This is a genomic window from Sphingomonas silueang (genome assembly GCF_040049155.1).
In the GTDB taxonomy this organism is placed as follows: domain Bacteria; phylum Pseudomonadota; class Alphaproteobacteria; order Sphingomonadales; family Sphingomonadaceae; genus Sphingomonas; species Sphingomonas silueang.
On the sequence record NZ_JBDZDK010000009.1, the window covers coordinates 150,253 to 167,261 of the forward strand.

18 protein-coding genes are annotated in these 17,009 nt (G+C 70.1%); 7 read left to right on the forward strand and 11 right to left on the reverse strand.

The genetic code is table 11. From position 1 onward, the window contains the following. Window positions 1-8: 8 nt before the first annotated feature. Entirely contained in the window at window positions 9-323 is a 315-nt protein-coding gene (locus ABLE43_RS11035; RefSeq protein WP_348978576.1) for a 2Fe-2S iron-sulfur cluster-binding protein, read from the forward strand. Here ABLE43_RS11035 and ABLE43_RS11040 read toward each other — a convergent pair. Next, entirely contained in the window at window positions 259-663 is a 405-nt protein-coding gene (locus tag ABLE43_RS11040) for a ribosomal maturation YjgA family protein (RefSeq protein WP_348978554.1), read from the reverse strand. The two genes, ABLE43_RS11035 and ABLE43_RS11040, sit on opposite strands and share 65 nt — an antisense overlap. A 95-nt stretch (window positions 664-758) precedes the next feature. On the opposite strand from ABLE43_RS11040, the gene ABLE43_RS11045 reads away from it, so the two are divergent. Then, window positions 759-2,210: a helicase HerA domain-containing protein gene (locus ABLE43_RS11045; protein WP_348978555.1), complete on the forward strand. Its 1,452-nt coding sequence runs from the start codon at window positions 759-761 to the stop codon at window positions 2,208-2,210. A 141-nt stretch (window positions 2,211-2,351) separates the two neighbouring features. On the opposite strand, the gene ABLE43_RS11050 is transcribed toward ABLE43_RS11045, so the two are convergent. From ABLE43_RS11050 to serS, 5 genes are all read right to left on the reverse strand, one after another. Then, a complete protein-coding gene (locus tag ABLE43_RS11050; RefSeq protein WP_348978556.1) occupies window positions 2,352-3,734 on the reverse strand; it encodes a leucyl aminopeptidase family protein in 1,383 nt (460 codons plus the stop codon). Window positions 3,735-3,913: 179 nt separating this feature from the next. Next, window positions 3,914-5,242, reverse strand: a complete 1,329-nt coding sequence (gene rimO / locus ABLE43_RS11055; RefSeq protein WP_348978557.1) for a 30S ribosomal protein S12 methylthiotransferase RimO — start codon at window positions 5,240-5,242, stop codon at window positions 3,914-3,916. A 47-nt stretch (window positions 5,243-5,289) separates the two neighbouring features. Beyond that, window positions 5,290-6,300, reverse strand: coding sequence for a potassium channel family protein (locus tag ABLE43_RS11060; RefSeq protein ID WP_348978558.1), 1,011 nt, complete (start codon window positions 6,298-6,300; stop codon window positions 5,290-5,292). After that, entirely contained in the window at window positions 6,297-7,376 is a 1,080-nt protein-coding gene (locus ABLE43_RS11065; RefSeq protein WP_348978559.1) for a peptidoglycan DD-metalloendopeptidase family protein, read from the reverse strand. The genes ABLE43_RS11060 and ABLE43_RS11065 overlap by 4 nt, the downstream gene beginning before the upstream one ends. A gap of 26 nt (window positions 7,377-7,402) precedes the next feature. Beyond that, the gene (gene serS, locus ABLE43_RS11070) at window positions 7,403-8,677 is read right to left on the reverse strand and encodes a serine--tRNA ligase (protein WP_348978560.1); all 1,275 of its coding nucleotides are present in this window, start codon (window positions 8,675-8,677) and stop codon (window positions 7,403-7,405) included. A gap of 98 nt (window positions 8,678-8,775) precedes the next feature. On the opposite strand from serS, the gene ABLE43_RS11075 reads away from it, so the two are divergent. The 3 genes from ABLE43_RS11075 to dksA all read left to right on the forward strand — a co-directional run bounded on the left by ABLE43_RS11075 (window position 8,776) and on the right by dksA (window position 11,136). Continuing rightward, on the forward strand, window positions 8,776-9,228 hold the full coding sequence (locus tag ABLE43_RS11075; RefSeq protein ID WP_348978561.1) for a host attachment family protein: 453 nt from the start codon (window positions 8,776-8,778) through the stop codon (window positions 9,226-9,228). 50 nt (window positions 9,229-9,278) lie between these two features. After that, on the forward strand, window positions 9,279-10,031 hold the full coding sequence (locus tag ABLE43_RS11080) for a hypothetical protein (RefSeq protein WP_348978562.1): 753 nt from the start codon (window positions 9,279-9,281) through the stop codon (window positions 10,029-10,031). Between the two features lie 661 nt (window positions 10,032-10,692). Then, window positions 10,693-11,136 (forward strand): RNA polymerase-binding protein DksA, encoded by a 444-nt coding sequence (gene dksA / locus ABLE43_RS11085; RefSeq protein ID WP_348978563.1) that lies wholly within the window; start codon window positions 10,693-10,695, stop codon window positions 11,134-11,136. Window positions 11,137-11,179: 43 nt separating this feature from the next. Here the strand turns inward: dksA and ABLE43_RS11090 are convergent, their stop codons facing one another. After that, on the reverse strand, window positions 11,180-11,335 hold the full coding sequence (locus ABLE43_RS11090) for a YdcH family protein (RefSeq protein ID WP_348978564.1): 156 nt from the start codon (window positions 11,333-11,335) through the stop codon (window positions 11,180-11,182). Window positions 11,336-11,484: 149 nt separating this feature from the next. Here ABLE43_RS11090 and ABLE43_RS11095 point away from each other — a divergent pair, with 149 nt between their 5' ends. Together ABLE43_RS11095 and ABLE43_RS11100 are read left to right on the forward strand one after the other, a co-directional pair. Continuing rightward, window positions 11,485-11,682: a DUF465 domain-containing protein gene (locus ABLE43_RS11095; RefSeq protein ID WP_348978565.1), complete on the forward strand. Its 198-nt coding sequence runs from the start codon at window positions 11,485-11,487 to the stop codon at window positions 11,680-11,682. Between the two features lie 65 nt (window positions 11,683-11,747). Further along, the gene (locus ABLE43_RS11100) at window positions 11,748-12,218 is read left to right on the forward strand and encodes a DUF1465 family protein (RefSeq protein ID WP_348978566.1); all 471 of its coding nucleotides are present in this window, start codon (window positions 11,748-11,750) and stop codon (window positions 12,216-12,218) included. Here the strand turns inward: ABLE43_RS11100 and ABLE43_RS11105 are convergent. The 4 genes from ABLE43_RS11105 to ABLE43_RS11120 all read right to left on the reverse strand — a co-directional run bounded on the left by ABLE43_RS11105 (window position 12,213) and on the right by ABLE43_RS11120 (window position 16,782). Beyond that, a complete protein-coding gene (locus ABLE43_RS11105; RefSeq protein WP_348978567.1) occupies window positions 12,213-13,157 on the reverse strand; it encodes an NAD(P)H-dependent flavin oxidoreductase in 945 nt (314 codons plus the stop codon). The two genes, ABLE43_RS11100 and ABLE43_RS11105, sit on opposite strands and share 6 nt — an antisense overlap. A 225-nt stretch (window positions 13,158-13,382) precedes the next feature. Continuing rightward, window positions 13,383-14,711 (reverse strand): Nramp family divalent metal transporter, encoded by a 1,329-nt coding sequence (locus ABLE43_RS11110; protein ID WP_348978568.1) that lies wholly within the window; start codon window positions 14,709-14,711, stop codon window positions 13,383-13,385. 17 nt (window positions 14,712-14,728) lie between these two features. Continuing rightward, window positions 14,729-15,751 carry a ferritin-like domain-containing protein gene (locus ABLE43_RS11115; protein WP_348978569.1) on the reverse strand — a complete coding sequence of 341 codons (1,023 nt, stop codon included), beginning with the start codon at window positions 15,749-15,751 and terminating at the stop codon, window positions 14,729-14,731. 20 nt (window positions 15,752-15,771) lie between these two features. After that, entirely contained in the window at window positions 15,772-16,782 is a 1,011-nt protein-coding gene (locus tag ABLE43_RS11120) for a ferritin-like domain-containing protein (RefSeq protein WP_348978570.1), read from the reverse strand. Between the last annotated feature and the right edge of the window lie 227 nt (window positions 16,783-17,009).

Here is a 17,009-nt window from a genome sequence, read left to right on the forward strand (position 1 = left end):
TCGTGCGGATGATCGCCCCCGACGGTTCGGTCGAGGAGGCGCGGGGCGCGGCGGGCGACCGGCTGCTCGATCTGGCGCAGGCGTACGGCCTGCCGCTGGAGGGGACGTGCGGGGGGCAGATGGCGTGTTCGACCTGTCACGTCATCGTCGATCCGGCGGACCATGCGCGGCTGCCAGCGCCGAGCGAGGAGGAGGAGGACATGCTCGACTTCGCGGTCGGGGCGGTGGCGACCAGCCGGCTCGCGTGCCAGATCGTGCTCAGCGAGGCGATCGGCGACCTGACCGTGCGCGTCCCCGCCCAGGCGCGCGACGCCCGTCGATAGCCCATGCCGCCAGCGCGCCGAGCGCATAGGCGATGAAATCGTGGGGGTCGAAGCCGCTGCCGAGGACGGTGCGCGCTACTTCGCTATCGGCAAGACCTGTCGCTTGCAGTACGTTGAAATACTGGCCGAACTCGATGACGATCGCGACCAGCAGCGCGGTCAGCGCGGCGGCGGTTGCGGGCAGGCGGGTGATCGTGCGCAGGCCGCAATGGACCAGCACCACCGCGAGCGCATCGCCGACATAGGGCCGCACGATCGCGTCGCGAACGAACAGCGCGATGCCGATCTCGACGACCAGCAACGCCGCCGTCGCGATCGCATATCCCGAGTGCCAGCGCATCCTGCCCCCCCTGTCGCCCGACATGGCTATGCGATGCGACGGGGCGTCGGCGCAACCGCTTGCAGGGTGGGGCCGCCCGGCCCTAAAGACCCGCGATGACCGTGAACGTCGATATGGGGACCGACCCGGCGGGCAAGACCGTACCGCTCGATCTGGAAGAACTGCTGGCCACCCGCCTGCTGGTGCAGGGCAATTCGGGGTCGGGGAAATCGCATCTGCTGCGCCGGTTGCTCGAGCGCAGCGCGGGCCATGTCCAGCAGGTGGTGATCGATCCCGAGGGGGATTTCGTGACGCTGGCCGGAGCGTACGGCCATGTCGTGATCGAGGCCGCCGACCATAGCGAGCGCGAGGTGGCGAAGTTCGCGGCGCGGGCGCGCGAGCATCGCGCGTCGGTGGTACTGAGCCTCGAGGGGCTGGAGGCGGAGGGGCAGATGAAATGCGCCGCCGCGTTCCTGAACGCGCTGTTCGATGCGCCGCGCGAGCATTGGTATCCCGCGCTGGTGGTGGTGGACGAGGCGCAGCTGTTCGCGCCCGCGGGTGGCGGCGAGGTGGTGGAGGAAGTGCGCCGCGCCTCGCTGTCGGCGATGACCAACCTGATGTGTCGCGGGCGCAAGCGGGGGCTTGCCGGCGTGATCGCGACGCAGCGGCTGGCGAAGCTGGCCAAGAACGTCGCGGCGGAAGCGTCGAACTTCCTGATGGGGCGGACCTTCCTCGACATCGACATGGCGCGCGCCGCCGACCTGCTGGGCATGGAGCGGCGGCAGGCGGAGGCGATCCGCGACCTGCAACGCGGGCATTTCCTCGCACTCGGTCCGGCGGTGTCGCGCAGGCCACTGTCGGTGAAGATCGGCCCGGTCCAGACCTCGGCGCGCAGCGGCAGCCCCAAGCTGACCCCGCTGCCGAGCAGCCCGGTGGCCGACATCAAGGACCTGCTGCTGGCCCCGGTCGAGGCGATGCTGCCGCTCGGCCCCCCGATCCGCCATGTGCCGCCGCCCGAGGCGGTCGAGGCGGCGATCGCTGCGCCGCCCCGCCCGGTGGCCGCACCCGACCTGCCCGAGCGGTCGGCGGACGAAACCGACGCGATCGTGGCGGAGGTGTTGCAGGCGCTGGTGGCGGACGAGGGGGATCAGCCGCGCGCGGCGGCGGTGCTGTATCAGGATTTCGACGTGCGCTGCCGGATGGTCGGGCTGGCGCGCCCGCCGCTCGACCTGCCCGGCTTCACCCGGCGGCTGGCGTGCGCGCGCGCGGGCATCTTCGCCGCGCCGGAGGACGAGTGGGCGCAGGCGCTGGCGATCGCCGAGGTGCTGCCCGACGACATGCTCGGCGCGTTCATGCTCATTGCCCGGGCGGCGCGGGAAGGGCGGCCGTGTCCCAGCGATCACGAGATCGCGCGGACCTATGGCACCAGTTCGATGGGGCGGGTGAAGCGGCTGCTGGCCTATATCGAGGGGCGCGAGCTGCTGGTGTGCCGGACCGATCTGGCGGGCAAGCGGTCGATCGCGCTGCCGCATCTGGGGTGGACGACCGAGGCGGCGGAGGCGGCCTGAACGATCCTCCCCGGCACGGGGAGGGGGACCGTCGCCGAAGGCGATGGTGGAGGGGGATCGCCGCACACGTAGCCGTCGCGTCCGCGGATACCCCCCTCCACCATGCTGCGCATGGTCCCCCTCCCCGTGCCGGGGAGGGTCTTATGGCCTTGCGTACCGGTCCCTGAGCAGCCGCCACGTCGCGCGCAGGCCATATGCCTCGCCGCCCTTTGCCCGGCCGGGCTTCGCGCTCGCGCGCCATGCGAAGGTGTCGAGATGCGCCCATGCCACCCCCGGCGTCACGAAGCGGCGCAGGAACAGCGCCGCCGTCACCGCACCGGCCATGCCGCCGTCGGGGGCGTTGACCAGATCGGCGATGTCGGACTTCAGCATCTCGTCATAACCGTCCCACAGCGGCATCTGCCACAGCGGGTCATGCTCGGCCCGACCGGCGGCGAGCAGCGCGGCGGCGAGTGCATCGTCGTTGACGAAGGTCGCGGGCAGTTCCGGCCCCAGCGCCACCCGCGCCGCGCCGGTCAGCGTCGCGAAATCGATCAGCAGTTCGGGCGCGCCCTCGCACGCCTTCGTCAGCGCGTCGCCGAGGATCAGCCGCCCCTCCGCATCGGTGTTGGTATTCTCGACGGTGAGCCCCTTGCGGGTCGCCAGCACGTCGCCGGGGCGGAAGCTGTCGGCGGACACGCTGTTCTCGACCGCCGGGATCAGCAGGTGGAGCCGGATGGGCAGGTGCGTCTCCATCACCAGTCCGGCCAGCGCCAGTGCGTGCGCCGCGCCGCCCATGTCCTTCTTCATCAGCCGCATGCCCGCCGACGGCTTGATGTCCAGCCCGCCGCTGTCGAAGCACACGCCCTTGCCGACGATCGCGACGCGGGGGTGGGCGGGGTTGCCCCATTCGAGTTCGATGAGGCGGGGCTCGCGGCCCTTCGCCGCTGCCTTGCCCACGGCATGGATCATCGGATAGCCGGTTTCGAGATCGCGGCCCTGCGTTACCGTCATGGTCGCGCCGTGGCGGTCGGCCAGCTGCTTCGCCTGTGCCGCGAGGTCGGCGGGGCCGAGGTCGGCGGCGGCGGTATTGACCAGATCACGGACCAGCGCGGTCGCCTGCGCCTGGCGCAGCGCCTCGTCGATGCGCACGACATCGGCGGTCAGCAGGATGCGCAGGCCGTCGTCCTCCGCCGTGCGATAGCGGGTGAAGCGATAGTGGGCGGTGGCCCAGCCGAGCAGCGCCGCGCCGGGCATGCCGCCCGCGACGCGATAGCTGCCGGGCGGCAGCAGCGCGGGCAGATGGGCGAGGCACCATGGGGTGAGCTTCAGCGCATCGGGAACGACCGTCGCGACCGACCAGTCTTCGTCATTGCTGCCCGGCAGGATGGCGGTCTTGCCCGGCCTGGCTGCGAGCCGTTGCGCCGTGGCGGCGGCGCGGACGCGCGGCGGCTGGGCAGCGAGCCATGCGTCGAACCCGGCGAGGTGGATCAGGTGGATCGGGCGGGCGTCCTGCCCCCGGTCGGCGACGATGGTCGGTGTCATCGTGCGGATGTAGGGCGGCGGCGGGGGCACTGGCAAGTTCCTCCCCGGCACGGGGAAGGGGGACCGTCGCCGAAGGCGATGGTGGAGGGGGAGTGCCTCGAACGCAGCCGTGCCGTATGCGGACACCCCCCTCCACCATGCTGCGCATGGTCCCCCTCCCCGTGCCGGGGAGGATGGGATTACGCCACCGGCACGCCGTAGAGGTCGTGTTCGTCGGCGTCCTCGATCTCGACCCTGACGATGTCGCCCTGCGTCAGGTGTGCGGCGTCGCGCAGGAACACCTCGCCGTCGATGCCCGGCGCGTCGGCGGTACTGCGGCCGGTAGCACCCTCGTCGCCGACCTCGTCGATGATGACGTCGATCGTCCGGCCGATCTTCGCGGCGAGCTTCGCGGCGGAGATGGCGGCGGTCTTTTCCATGATCCGGGCGTAGCGTTCTTCCTTGACCGCCTCCGGCACCGGATCGGGCAGCGCATTGGCGGCGGCGCCCTCGACCGGCTCGAACCGGAACGCGCCGACGCGGTCGAGCTGCGCCTCGTCGAGCCAGTCGAGCAGGTACTGGAAATCGGCCTCGGTCTCGCCGGGGAAGCCGACGACGAACGACGAGCGGATCGCGATATCGGGACAGACCGCCCGCCAGCCGCGCAGGCGTTCGAGCACCTTGGCGTCGTTCGCCGGGCGCTTCATCGTGCGCAGCACGTTCGGGGCGGCATGCTGGAACGGAATGTCGAGGTACGGGAGCACCAGACCTTCCGCCATCAGCGGGATGACCTGATCCACGTGCGGATAGGGGTAGACATAGTGTAGCCGCACCCATGGCGCGATCCGGCCCAGCTCGCGCGCGAGGTCGGTCATGTGCGGCACGACCTCGCGCCCCTTCCATGCGCGTGGGGTCCGGCGGATGTCGATGCCGTAGGCCGAGGTGTCCTGGCTGATGACCAGCAGTTCCTTCGTGCCCGCCGCGACCAGCTTTTCCGCCTCGCGCAGGATGGCGTCGGGGCGGCGGCTGACCAGATCGCCGCGGATCGACGGGATGATGCAGAAGGAGCAGCGGTGGTTGCAGCCCTCCGAAATCTTCAGATAGCTGTAGTGGCGCGGGGTCAGCTTCAGGCCGCTCTCGGGCACCAGATCGACGAAGGGCGAGGGGATCGGGGGGGCGGCTTCGTGCACCGCCTCGACCACCTGTTCATATTGGTGCGCGCCGGTGACGGCCAGCACCTGCGGGAAGCGGGCGCGGATCGTCTCCGCCTCCTGCCCCATGCAGCCGGTAACGATCACCCGGCCGTTCTCGGCGATCGCCTCGCCGATCGCTTCGAGCGATTCTTCCTTGGCGGAATCGAGGAAGCCGCAGGTATTCACCAGCACCACATCCGCCCCGGCATAGTCGGGCGACATGGCATAGCCGTCGCTGCGCAGCTTCGTCAGGATGCGTTCGCTGTCGACGAGGTTTTTCGGACAGCCGAGCGAAACCATGCCCACACGGGGGGCGGAGGGAAGACGAGTTGCCATGATCGCATGGCCACATAGCGATTTCGGCCGAAAATGATAGGGGGTGGTTAGCGCCCCACCACCTCGACGATCGTGTCGCCCGCCTGCAACGCCTGCGCCTCCGGGCTGTCGAAGCGGCATTTGCCGTCGCCGCGATAGACGCGCAGGCCGAGCCCCGTGGTGATCGCCGACAGCGGCCTGCCGATCTCGTGCGGCGCGACCGGGCGTTCGGCGAGCGCGACCGATCCGTCGATCGAGGCGAGGTCCATCATGTAGTCGGCGATGTGCGGCCCCCGGCACGAACCGGCGAGCAGCAGTCCGGCGAAGCTGACCGGGTTGATGACCGTGGTCGCCCCCGCCGCGCGGGCGGGGAATTCATTGTCCTCCGCCTTGATGATGACGCTGATCGGCACGGCCGGGGCGAGGTGGCGCGCGGTCAGCGTGACCAGCACCGACGTGTCGTCGCGGCCCGTCGCGACGATCAGCGCGCGGGCATTGGCGATGCGCACGTCGGAGAGCGTCGCGTCGCGGGTCGCATCCGCCTGGAGCACGATGCAGCCGAGCTTCTGCGCGCGTTCGATATTGGCCTGTGCGGGGTCGATCACGACGATGCGGCGGGCATCCTCGCCCCGCGCGATCAGTTCGTCGACCGCCTCGCCGCCGGTCTTGCCGAAGCCCGCGACGACGATGTGACCGGTCAGTTTCTGCTGGATCAGCGCCATGCGCCAACGCTCCCATCTGCGACGGAGGACGAATTGATAGGTGGTGCCGATGAACAGCAGCACGACGAACACCCGGATCGGCGTGACGATCAGCGCGTCGAACAGCCGCGCCGTCTCCGTCACCGGGGCGATGTCGCCGTATCCGGTGGTGGTGATCGAGATCATGGTGAAATACACCACGTCGGCGAAGCTGATCTGCCCGTCGTAATTGTCGCGCAGCCCCGAGCGGTCGAACCAGTGGACGGCGACCGCGATGCCGACCAGCGTCAGCACCGCCGTGACCCGCCACAGGATCGACGCCCAGACCGGCAGCGGCGAGGACTGGCGCAGGATCGCCTTGCCCCGCGACGCCCTCATCGCCGGGGCAGCCGCGCCAGCGGATCGACGGGGGTGCGGCCCGAGCGGATCTCGAAATGCAGCTGCGGGCGGTCGGCATAGCCCGAGTCGCCCGACAGCGCGATCTTCTGCCCGCGCTTCACCGCCTGCCCGCGCTGGACCAGCAGCTGGCTGGCATGGCCGTAGACGGTGGCGAGGTTGCCGCCGTGGCGGATGATGACGACGCCGCCGAGGCCCGGCACGCCGGTGCCGACATAGGCGACGGTGCCGTCCGCCGCCGCCGTGACCGGCGTGTCGAGCGGCACGCCGATCTTGATGCCGTTGGTCCGCTCGCCGCTGTCGCCCGCGCCGAAACGCTTGAGCACGCGCCCGTCGACCGGCCACGCGAAGGCGCCCGGCGCGATCGTGGGCGCCGCCACGGCGGCGGTGGAGGGCAGCACGCGGCGCGGCGAGGTCACGGCGCGCGCGGGGCGCTCGTTCGGCTCGATCGCGGGTTCGCCGCCGGTGAGGATGTCGTCGATGTCGAGCCGGAACGCCGCCGCGCGCTCCGCCGCCGATCGCGGCACCGCGTCGCCGGGGATCAGGATGCGCTGCCCGGTGCGCAGGATATAGGGCTCGGCCAATGCGTTGGCGGTGACGATCCGCGACCAGTCGACGCCGTATGCGCGGGCGATGGCGATGCCCGTCTCGCCTTCGCGCACCGCGTGATAGCGCCCGCCGGGGATGGCCAGCCGCTGGCCGGTGCGGATGGTGAAGGGGGGGGCGAGGTTGTTGGCGCGCGCGATCGCTTCCGAACCCGCGCCGGTGGTGTTGGCGATGCCGCGCAGCGTGTCGCCGGGGCGGACGACATAGCTGCCGCTTGCCACGCTGCGGGCATTGGCGACGACGCGCCGCGCCTCCCACGCAGGCGGCGGCGAGGGGAGAGCGGTGACGCCGTCGCCCCTCGGCTGGGTGGCGGCAGGCGTGCCCGGCGCAACGTCGCCCTCGCGCTGCGGCGGGGGCGGGCCGGGATCGATGCGGTCGGGGCCGGGCGGGATGCACCCGGCGAGCGCGCCCGCCAGCGTCAGTGCCGCGATCCGCTTCGTGACTGGTTGCATCGCTTCCCCCTTCCTCCAACCGCCGCTCAGGCGGGCGTCAGCACCTCTTGCCCGACATAGCGGCGCAGTACGTCGGGCACGACCACCGATCCGTCGGCCTGCTGGTAATTCTCCAGCACCGCCACCAGCGTGCGCCCGACCGCGAGGCCCGATCCGTTGAGCGTATGGACGAAGCGCGTCGCCTTCTCCCCCTCCGGGCGGTAGCGGGCGTTCATCCGGCGCGCCTGGAAATCGGTGCAGGTCGAGCAGCTCGAAATCTCGCGGTAGCGCGCCTGCCCCGGCAGCCAGACCTCGAGGTCGTAGGTGCGCGCCGCCGAAAAGCCCATGTCGCCGGTGCACAGCTTCATCCGCCGGAACGGCAGCGCGAGGCGGGCGAGGATATCCTCCGCCGCCTGCGTCATGCGCTCATGCTCCGCCTCGGACTGGTCGGGGGTGGTGATCGACACCATCTCCGCCTTCTCGAACTGATGCTGGCGGATGAAGCCGCGCGTGTCGCGCCCCGCCGCGCCCGCTTCGGAACGGAAGCACATCGTCAGCGCGGTGAAGCGCAGCGGCAGTTCCTTCTCCGCGAGGATCTGCCCGGCGACGATATTGGTCAGCGATACCTCGGCGGTGGGGATCAGCCAGCGATCGTCGGTGGTGCGGAACAGGTCTTCGGCGAACTTCGGCAACTGCCCGGTGCCGTACAGCGCATCGCCGCGCACCAGCACCGGCGGCACGACCTCTTCGTATCCGTGGATGCCGGTCAGCGTGTCGAGCATGAACTGGCCGAGCGCGCGGTGCAGCTTCGCCGCCGCGCCCCGCACGAGGGTGAAGCGTGCGCCGGAGAGCTTCGCCCCCGTCTCGAAATCGAGGCCGATCGTCGGGCCGATCGCGTCGTGCTCGCGCGCCGTGAAGCCGAAGGCAGGGGGGTCGCCGACCGTCTTCTCGACCACATTGTCATCCTCGTCCGCGCCCTGCGGCACGTCGGCGAGCGGCAGGTTGGGCAGCGCCTCCAGCACGCCGGTCAACTGCGTGCCGAGCGCGGCCTCCTCGGCTTCGAGCGCGGGCATGCGGTCCTTGAGCGCCGCGACTTCGGCCATCAGCGCGGCGGCGCTATCCTCGTCGCGTTTCGCCTTGGCCGCGCCGATCGCCTTGGACGCTTCGTTGCGGCGGGCCTGACCGGCCTGAATCTCGGTCAGCAGCGCGCGGCGGCGCTCGTCGATCGCCGCCAGTTCGACCGAGCGCGCGGGCAATCCCCGGCGGGCGAGGGCGGCGTCGAAGGCGGCGGGATCGTCGCGGATCAGGCGGATGTCGTGCATGGCCGGGCTATGGCGAGCGTACGCGCCCCATGCAAGCCGCAACCGGGCGCGGCCCCGGCGCGTTCCGCCCCCCTCACGACCATGAAGGAGCGAGCGTGATGCGTATCCCCCATGATGCCTGCGTGCTGGTGGCCGACGGCCGCAAGATGCTGTTCTTCCGCAACGAAGGCGACGGCGACATGCCCAATCTGGTGGTTGAGGACCAGCAGCAGCAGGCGAACCCGGCGGACCGGCACCAGAAGACCGACGCCGCAGGACAGGCGCAGTCGATCCGCGGCGGCAATTTCGCGTCGGGCGGCGGATCGATGGGCGAGGCGGACTATCACCAGCAGGCCGAGGACCGCTTCGCCGCCGAAGCCGCCGAGGAACTGAAGCGCCGGGCGCTGGCCAACGACTTCGAATCGCTGATCGTCGTCGCGCCGCCCAAGACGCTGGGCGAGATGCGCAAGCATTACCACAAGGCGGTGAGCGAGAAGCTGGCGGGCGAGCTCAGCAAGGACCTGACCGGCCATCCGGTCGATCAGATCGAGAAGCTGCTGGCCGACGCCTGACGCAGCGTGGCCCGCGCCGGGGCGAACCCCGGCGCGGCCCGGATCACGCGGTGCGGAGCGTGCCGCGCGTCAGCCGCCTGCGCAGGACGAGCGCACCGGCGGCCGCGCCGAACAGCAGCAGCATCGGCGGCGCGGGAACCGGCGTCGGACCGCCGCTCGACGTGCCGCCGCTGGACGACGCGCTGCTCGAGCTGGAGCCGGAGGAAGTGCCCGACGAGGTGCTGCTGCTGCTGGGCGTCCATCCCATGCTCGACGAACCGGTCGAGGAGGCACCGCTCGAACCGGTGCTGCCGGACGACGTATCGCCGCTGCTCGACGCGCCGCCGCTGCTGCCGGACGAGGTGCCGCTGCTCCCCGACGATGCGCCGGACGAGGTGTCGCCGCTGCTCGAGGCACCGCCGCTGCTGCCCGACGATGCGCCCGACGAGGTGTTGCCGCTCGAGGTGTTACCCGACGACGTGTTGCCGCTCGAAGTGTTGCCCGACGACGTGTTGCCGCTCGAGGTACCGTCGCCGCTGCTGCCCGACGAGGCGGTGCCGCCGCTGCTGCCCGACGAGGCACCGGCGCTCGACGAGGCCTGCCCGCCGGAGCCGGACGATGTGACGATGATGCCGCTCGACCCGCCGAAGCCGCCGCCGCCGAAGAACCCGCCGCCGCCGAAGCCGCCCCCGCCGCCGAAGAAGCCGCCGCCGCTGCTGCCGCCGCTCCCGCCGCCGGACGTCGTCGGCGGCGTGCCGCCGCCGGAGGATACCGGCGCGGACGGGGCGGGCGCGATCGGCACCGGCACCGCCGGGCTGGCATAGGTCACGACCGCGGGTGCGGCGGTCGTCGTCGGCAGCGCGACCGCGCGACGCACCGTCGACTTCTTGCGGGTGGTGCGCTGCTTCGGGGTCCGCCTGGCGGTGCGCTTCTTGGTCGCGCGCTTGGCCGCGGCGCGTTTGGTGATCGTCCGCTTCGTGATCTGCCGGTTGCTTGCGGATTCGGCGTAATGCACCGCACCGCCGCCGATCACGGCACCGCCGCAAGCGATCGCGCACAGTTTCGCCAGTGCCATCTTAACCGACATGTCGTCTCACTCTTCCCATACGGTTGCCCCGACGCTTGCAGCGGCAATCGACCGGCCATGGAACAAAAAGTCGAAACAGGGGATAAAGTTCAACGCGCCCCCCTGCCGCCCCGGTTCCGAATAAATCGAATGGGGCACGGAAACCAGCCCGTTCCTGTGGTTAACGTATCGTAAAGGGACGTCCCATTAGACAAAGAGATGGTGGTTCGTCCACGGCGGGCGCAAGGCGTGCCGCGGCAACGGGCAGGCCGGCGAATGTCGAGCGATCCGTACGACTTGTGAACGATCGCTCCGCCCGATATAGGCCCGCCGAGAAAAATCGACGGGACGGGACCTCGCCGGTGGCGTTCGGCGGCACACCGGAGCGGAGACTGGGGATGGCAACGGTTTTGAGCGATATGACACAACCACTCGACGTGCCGCCTCCGGCGAACGACGACGGCACCGGCTATCGCCCGCATGGCGACGAGCCGTTCATGAACCCCCGGCAGCAGGCCTATTTCCGGGCCAAGCTGCTGGCATGGAAGGATGCGATCCACCGCGAGGCGCAGGGAACGCTGGCGCATCTCCAGAACGAATCGCTGCGCGAGGCGGACCTGACCGATCGCGCGTCGAGCGAAACCGACTGGTCGATCGAACTGCGCACCCGCGACCGGCAGCGCAAGCTGATCGCCAAGATCGAGGCGGCGATTCGCCGGATCGACGACGGCGAATATGGCTATTGCGAAGTCACCGGCGAGCCGATCGCGCTCGCCCGGCTGGAAGCGCGCCCGATCGCGACCATGACGGTCGAGGCGCAGAGCCGCCACGAGCGGCAGGAAAAGATTTCGCGCGAGGAATAACGGAAAGAGGCGCGGGGCCGGACCGCGGCCCCGCGCGCAGCGTCTACTGTGCCGCGATCTCCTGCTTCACCATCAGCTTGCGCTTCTTGAGCGACGACAACACCGCCTGATCGGGCGACGGGCGCCCGGCTTCCGCCGCGATCTGGCGGTCGAGCGTCGCATGCTTCGCGGCGAGGGCGTTGAGGTGGGCAGTCTGCATCGATGCATCCTCCTGCTTGCTGGTTGGGAAGGAAGTAGAACACACGAACGCAGCGATGTCGCCGCGTTCACCATGTTTTTCGACATGCCGTGCAAAAATGGCCGACGGACCGTTGCCTGCGCGCGCGGACCGGGCGAAAGTGGCGGGCGATGGACGAATCGGACCTCGAACAGCGGCTGGGCGTGCTCCGGGTCGAGCATCGCGATCTGGACGATGCCATCGCTGCGCTGGCGGCGGCGGGATCGGCGGACCAGCTGCAACTCGCCCGGCTGAAGCGCCGCAAGCTGCGCCTGCGCGACGAGATCGCGGCGATCGAGGACCAGTTGATCCCCGACATCATCGCCTGACGCCTGTCGCATTCGGGGACGGCGGCCATCCGATCGAATCGTTCCGCCGTCGTGCCGGTCATGGCATGATCGCCGCCATGGAAAGCCATCGCAGCTCGGCGGTCGTGCAGCGCCGCCTGATCGATTCGCTGTATCTGGAGGCGATGGTGCTGGCCGACGAGGCGCGCGGCTATTTCGACGACGGCGGGCGGGGGGAACGGGCGGTGCTCGACCCGATGGCGCGGGTGGTATTCTCGTGCGAATCGCTCAAGATCACCACCCGGCTGATGCATGTCGTCGCATGGCTGCTGACCCAGCGCGCGGTCGAGACGGGCGAGATGACTGCGGATGCCGCGCGCGATCCGGCGCGGGTGCTGGGCCCGGCGCCGCGGACCGACGATGCGGTACTGGCGGCGATGCCCGGCGGGGCGCGGGCGCTGGCGGTGGCCAGCATCGACCTGTATCGCCGGGTCGAGTGGATCGAGCGGGCGCACGACGGCCCGCCGCCCGCCAGCCCCGCGCGGGCGATGTTCGACCGGCTGTCGCTGGCGCTATAGCGTCAGCCGCGCGCGGGCGGCGGCATATTCCGCCTTCAGCCGGGCGATGCGTTCGGCAGCCGGGACCACCGCATCGACCGCGCCGATCCCTTGCCCCGCGCCCCAGATGTCCTTCCATGCCTTGGCCCCGGCGAAGTTCATCGTCGAGGCATCGCGTTCGGGCAGCGCGTCCGGGTCCAGTCCCGCCGCCGCGATCGAGCCGCGCAGATAGTTGCCGTGCACCCCGGTGAAGGCGCTGGTGTAGACGATGTCGGCGGCACGGCCGTCGACCACCGCCTGCTTGTAGGCGGCGGCGGCATTGGCTTCGGCGGTGGCGATGAAGGGCGAGCCGATATAGGCGAGGTCGGCGCCTGCCGCCTGCGCCGCCAGCACCGCGCCGCCGTTGGCGATCGCGCCGGACAGGGCGACGGGGCCGTCGAACCAGCCGCGCACCTCCTGGGTGAACGCGAAGGGGTTGAGGCGTCCGGCATGGCCGCCCGCGCCCGCGCAGACGAGGATCAGCCCGTCCGCGCCCTTTTCCACCGCCTTGCGGGCGAAGCGGTCGTCGATCACGTCGTGCAGGGTGATGCCGCCCCAGCCATGGACCGCGGTGTTCAGCTCCTCGCGTGCGCCGAGCGAGGTGATGACGATCGGCACCTTCCATCTGGCGCAGGTGGCGACGTCGGCCTCCAGCCGGTCGTTCGAGCGGTGGACGATCTGGTTGACCGCGAAGGGGGCGGCGGGGCGGTCGGGATGGGCGCGGTCGTGCGCCGCCAGCGCCTCGGTGATGCGGTGGAGCCATTCGTCCAGTTCGGACTGCGGCCGGGCGTTGAGCGCGGGGAAGGAACCGACGATCCCGGCGGTACACTGGGCGATCACCAGTTCGGGGCCGGACAGGATGAACATCGGCGAGGCGATGACCGGCAGCGCCAGTCGATCGAAGAGGGGAGGAAGCGCCATCGCCGATGGATAGCGCAACCGGACACGCTGTCCAGTAGCCGAAATTGGCGAAAGTTGCGCCAATTCACGCTGCAGGATGCCCGGAGAACCGCGTTTCCAAGGGTTTACGCTACGGATTCCGCGCGGAGGTTTGCACGGCAGCGGCGAAGGGTTGCGGGAGGTATTCGCAGTGAACCTCCCCGTGTTTCGTCATTTCCGCGCAGGCGGGAATGACGGTTCGCGATCTTACCCCGTCACCACCTGGTACAGCAGCGTCGAGTTGAGCAGGATCACCGCCGCGCAGATCGTCCATGCCGCCGCCGCCAGCACCGGGCGGTTGGCGAAGCTGCCCATCTTCGCGCGGTCGCCGGTGAAGCGGACCAGCGGATAGACGGCGAAGGGCAGTTGCAGGCTGAGCACCACCTGGCTCGCGACCAGCAGCTGCGCGGTGCCGCTGTCGCCGTAGAGGCCCGCGACGACCACGGCAGGCAGGATCGCGATCAGCCGGGTGACGATTCGGCGCAGCCACATGGGCAGGCGGATGTTGAGGAACCCCTCCATCACGATCTGCCCGGCGAGGGTGCCGGTGATCGTCGAATTCTGCCCCGACGCCAGCAGCGCCACCGCGAACAGGATGCTGGCCGCCCCCGCGCCGAGCATCGGGGTGAGCAGTTGATAGGCGTCCTGGATCTCCGCCACGTCGGTGCGCCCCGCCGTATGGAAGGTCGCCGCCGCCAGCACGAGGATCGCGCCGTTGATGAACAGCGCCAGCATCAGCGCGACCGAACTGTCGATCGTCGCCAGCTTCACCGCCTCACGCCGTCCCTCCGGCGTCCGCTCGAAGCTGCGGGTCTGCACGATCGAGCTGTGGAGATAGAGGTTGTGCGGCATCACCGTCGCGCCGAGGATGCCGATCGCGATGTAGAGCATCGCCGGGTTGGTCACGATATCGGTCGTCGGGATCAGTCCGCGCGCGATTCCGGCGAGCGAGGGCTGGGCGAGGAACAGTTCGACCGCGAAACAGCCCGCGATGATGAGCAGGAGCGCGACGATGAACGCCTCCAGCTTGCGGAAGCCATATTGCTGGAGCAGCAGGATCAGCATCACATCGATAGCGGTGATGCAGATGCCCGCGACCAGCGGCAGCCCGAAGAGCAGTTGCAGCGCGATGGCGGTGCCAATCACCTCCGCCAGGTCGCAGGCGATGATCGCCAGTTCGCACAGCACCCACAATAGCCAGCGTATGGGCTTTGGATAATATTCGCGGCATGCCTGCGCGAGGTCCAGCCCGGTGACGATGCCGAGCTTCGCCGACAGCGATTGCAGCACCATCGCCATGATGTTCGACAACAGGATGACCGACAGCAGCGTATAGCCGAACGCCGATCCCCCGGCGATGTCGGTCGCCCAGTTGCCCGGGTCCATATACCCCACGGCGACCAGATAACCGGGGCCCGCGAAGGCCCCGAGCTTGCGCCAGAACTGCCCGGCACCGCCCGGCACCGCGACGGTGCGGAACGATCCGGGCAGGCTGGGCCGCCGCTCCAGCGCGGGGTCGGCGGGCGGCGGGGCCATCGGCGTCTCCGTCAGCGTCAGTTCGCGGCGCTGGTGCGCAGCAGGCCGTTGACGCCCGACGGGAAGAATCCGCCCGACGTGACCGATGCGTTGTTGAGATAGACGATGTTGAGCACCTGCGCGGGCACGCGGGTGAAGGTGATGCCGGTACCGTCGGTCGGCACGATGTTCGATGCGTTGTTGACCGCGCGCACCCCCTGATCGAGGTCGAGCGCGCCATCGAGCGCGTCGCGCGCGTTCGACAGCTGCTCGGTCCGGTCGATCAGCGTCGGGTTGGCGATGCCCTTGCGGTACAGCACCGATCGGATCAGCCCGGCGTGATACGCCTCCGCCGCATGGATGCCCGCCGCCGCATCGACATAGGTCTTGTTGGCGAGCGAGGTGATCGCGCCCTTGTAGGCGGTGACGCCGACATCCTCGAACAGGAACGCGCCGAGCAGGAAATTCTCGTCGCTGGCATAGACGTCGAACGCCACGTTCGCCGCGACAATGCCCGCCGCGCGCGCCGCCGCCGAAAAGGCGCTGGTGGCGCTGACGCCGAGGTCGATCGCGGGCTGCGCCACCACCGCCGATCCGATCGCGCCGCGCAGGAAGGCGACGTGCGCGCGTTCGTCCGCGGCGATCTCGCGCGCGTACTGTGCGACGAGCGGGTCGGTGAAGTTCACCTGCCGCCCGCCGGTCGCCGCGCCTTGCGTTCCCACGCCGGTCAGCAGGTCGTTCGGCAGTCCCGCACCGGTCGCGGCGAAGCTGTAGAACTGTGCCTCCAGATATTCGAGGTTGAGCGCGAAGTTCAGCACGTCGGCGTCGGTCGCGGGGCTGGCGGTGGGCGTCGGGGTCGGGCTGGTGGTCGGGGTGGGGGTCGGCGTCGGCGTCGGCGTCGGGGTGGGCGACGGGTTGCTGCTGTTGCCGCCGCACGCCGCGAGCAGCGATGCCCCGGCGACGGCGGCGGACACGCCGCCCGCCTGGCGCAGGAAGTCGCGGCGATGGGCGCGGCGGTCGTCACAGACCTCGAGCAGGCGGAGGATCGAATCGTTGGTCATGGTCGCTAATCCTTCCGGGCTCAGTTCGCGGCGCTGGTCTTGATGGTGCCGTTGAGGCCGGCGGGGAAGAACCCGCCCGCGCTCACCGCGCTGCGGTTGAGATAGACGATGTTGAGCACCTGACCGGCGCTCCGCCCGAACACGATGCCGTTGGCGTCTACGGGGATGATGTTCGACTGGTTGCCGATCGGGCGCACGCCCTGATCGATGTCGCTCGCCCCGTCGAGGCCGTCGCGCGCGTTCGAGATATTCTCGGTCGCGTCGATCAGCGACGGCGTGGCGATCCCCTTGGCATAGAGCGACGAGCGGATCATCGCGGCGTGATACGCCTCGGTCGCGAGGATGCCTGCCGCCGCCTGCAACACGATCGGGCTGGTCAGCAGCGCCGCCGCGCCCTTGTAGGCGCTGACGCCGACATCCTCGAAGATATAGGCCCCGAGCAGGAAGCTGTTGTCGTCGGCATAGGGATCGAAGGTCTGGCCCGCCTGGATCAGCCCGGCGGCACGCGCCGCGGCGGAAAAGGCGCTGGTGGCGGTGGCCGAGATGTCGATCGCGGGCATGGCGACGGCGGTGGTGCCGATCGCGTTGCGCAGGAATTCGACGTGCGCACGCTCGTCCTGCGCGATCTCGCGGGCGTAGTTGGCGATCACCGGATCGCTGAACGTCACCTGCCGCCCGCCGGTGACGGCGCCTGCGGTGCCCGCGCCGGTCAGCAGCGTGGAGGGCAGTCCCGAACCGGTCGCGGCAAAGGCATAGAATTGCGCCTCGAGATATTCGAGGTTGAGCGCGAAGTTCAGGATGTCCCCGTCGGTCAGCCCGCTGCTGTTGGTCGCGCTGGGCGTCGGCGTCGGCGTCGGCGTGCCGGTGGGCGTCGGGGTGGGCGAATCATCGTCGCCCCCGCCGCACGAGCTGAGCGCCAGCCCGCCGCCGATCGCGGCGGCGGCACCGAAGGCGCGGAAGAAATCGCGACGTTCCGCCCGGCGGCGCGCGCGCGCGTCGAAGGCTTCCATGATCTCAGTCTCGTCGGTCATTCACCGCATCCCTTACCTGTGGCCCCGCCCGCCGCATGGCCGCGGGCGACGCGAGCCTTTCTCGCCAGGCGCATGTCGTGCTGCATGTGCCGCGGGTTGCTGTATTGCCTCAATGCCCTGCGCGCTAGAGTCTGATCCAGCAAAGCTGGATCAGTGCGGTACCGGCCCGCTCCCCCACCCGGCCACCCACGCAAGTATCCTGATGGGTGGCCGGGTGGGGGAGCGGG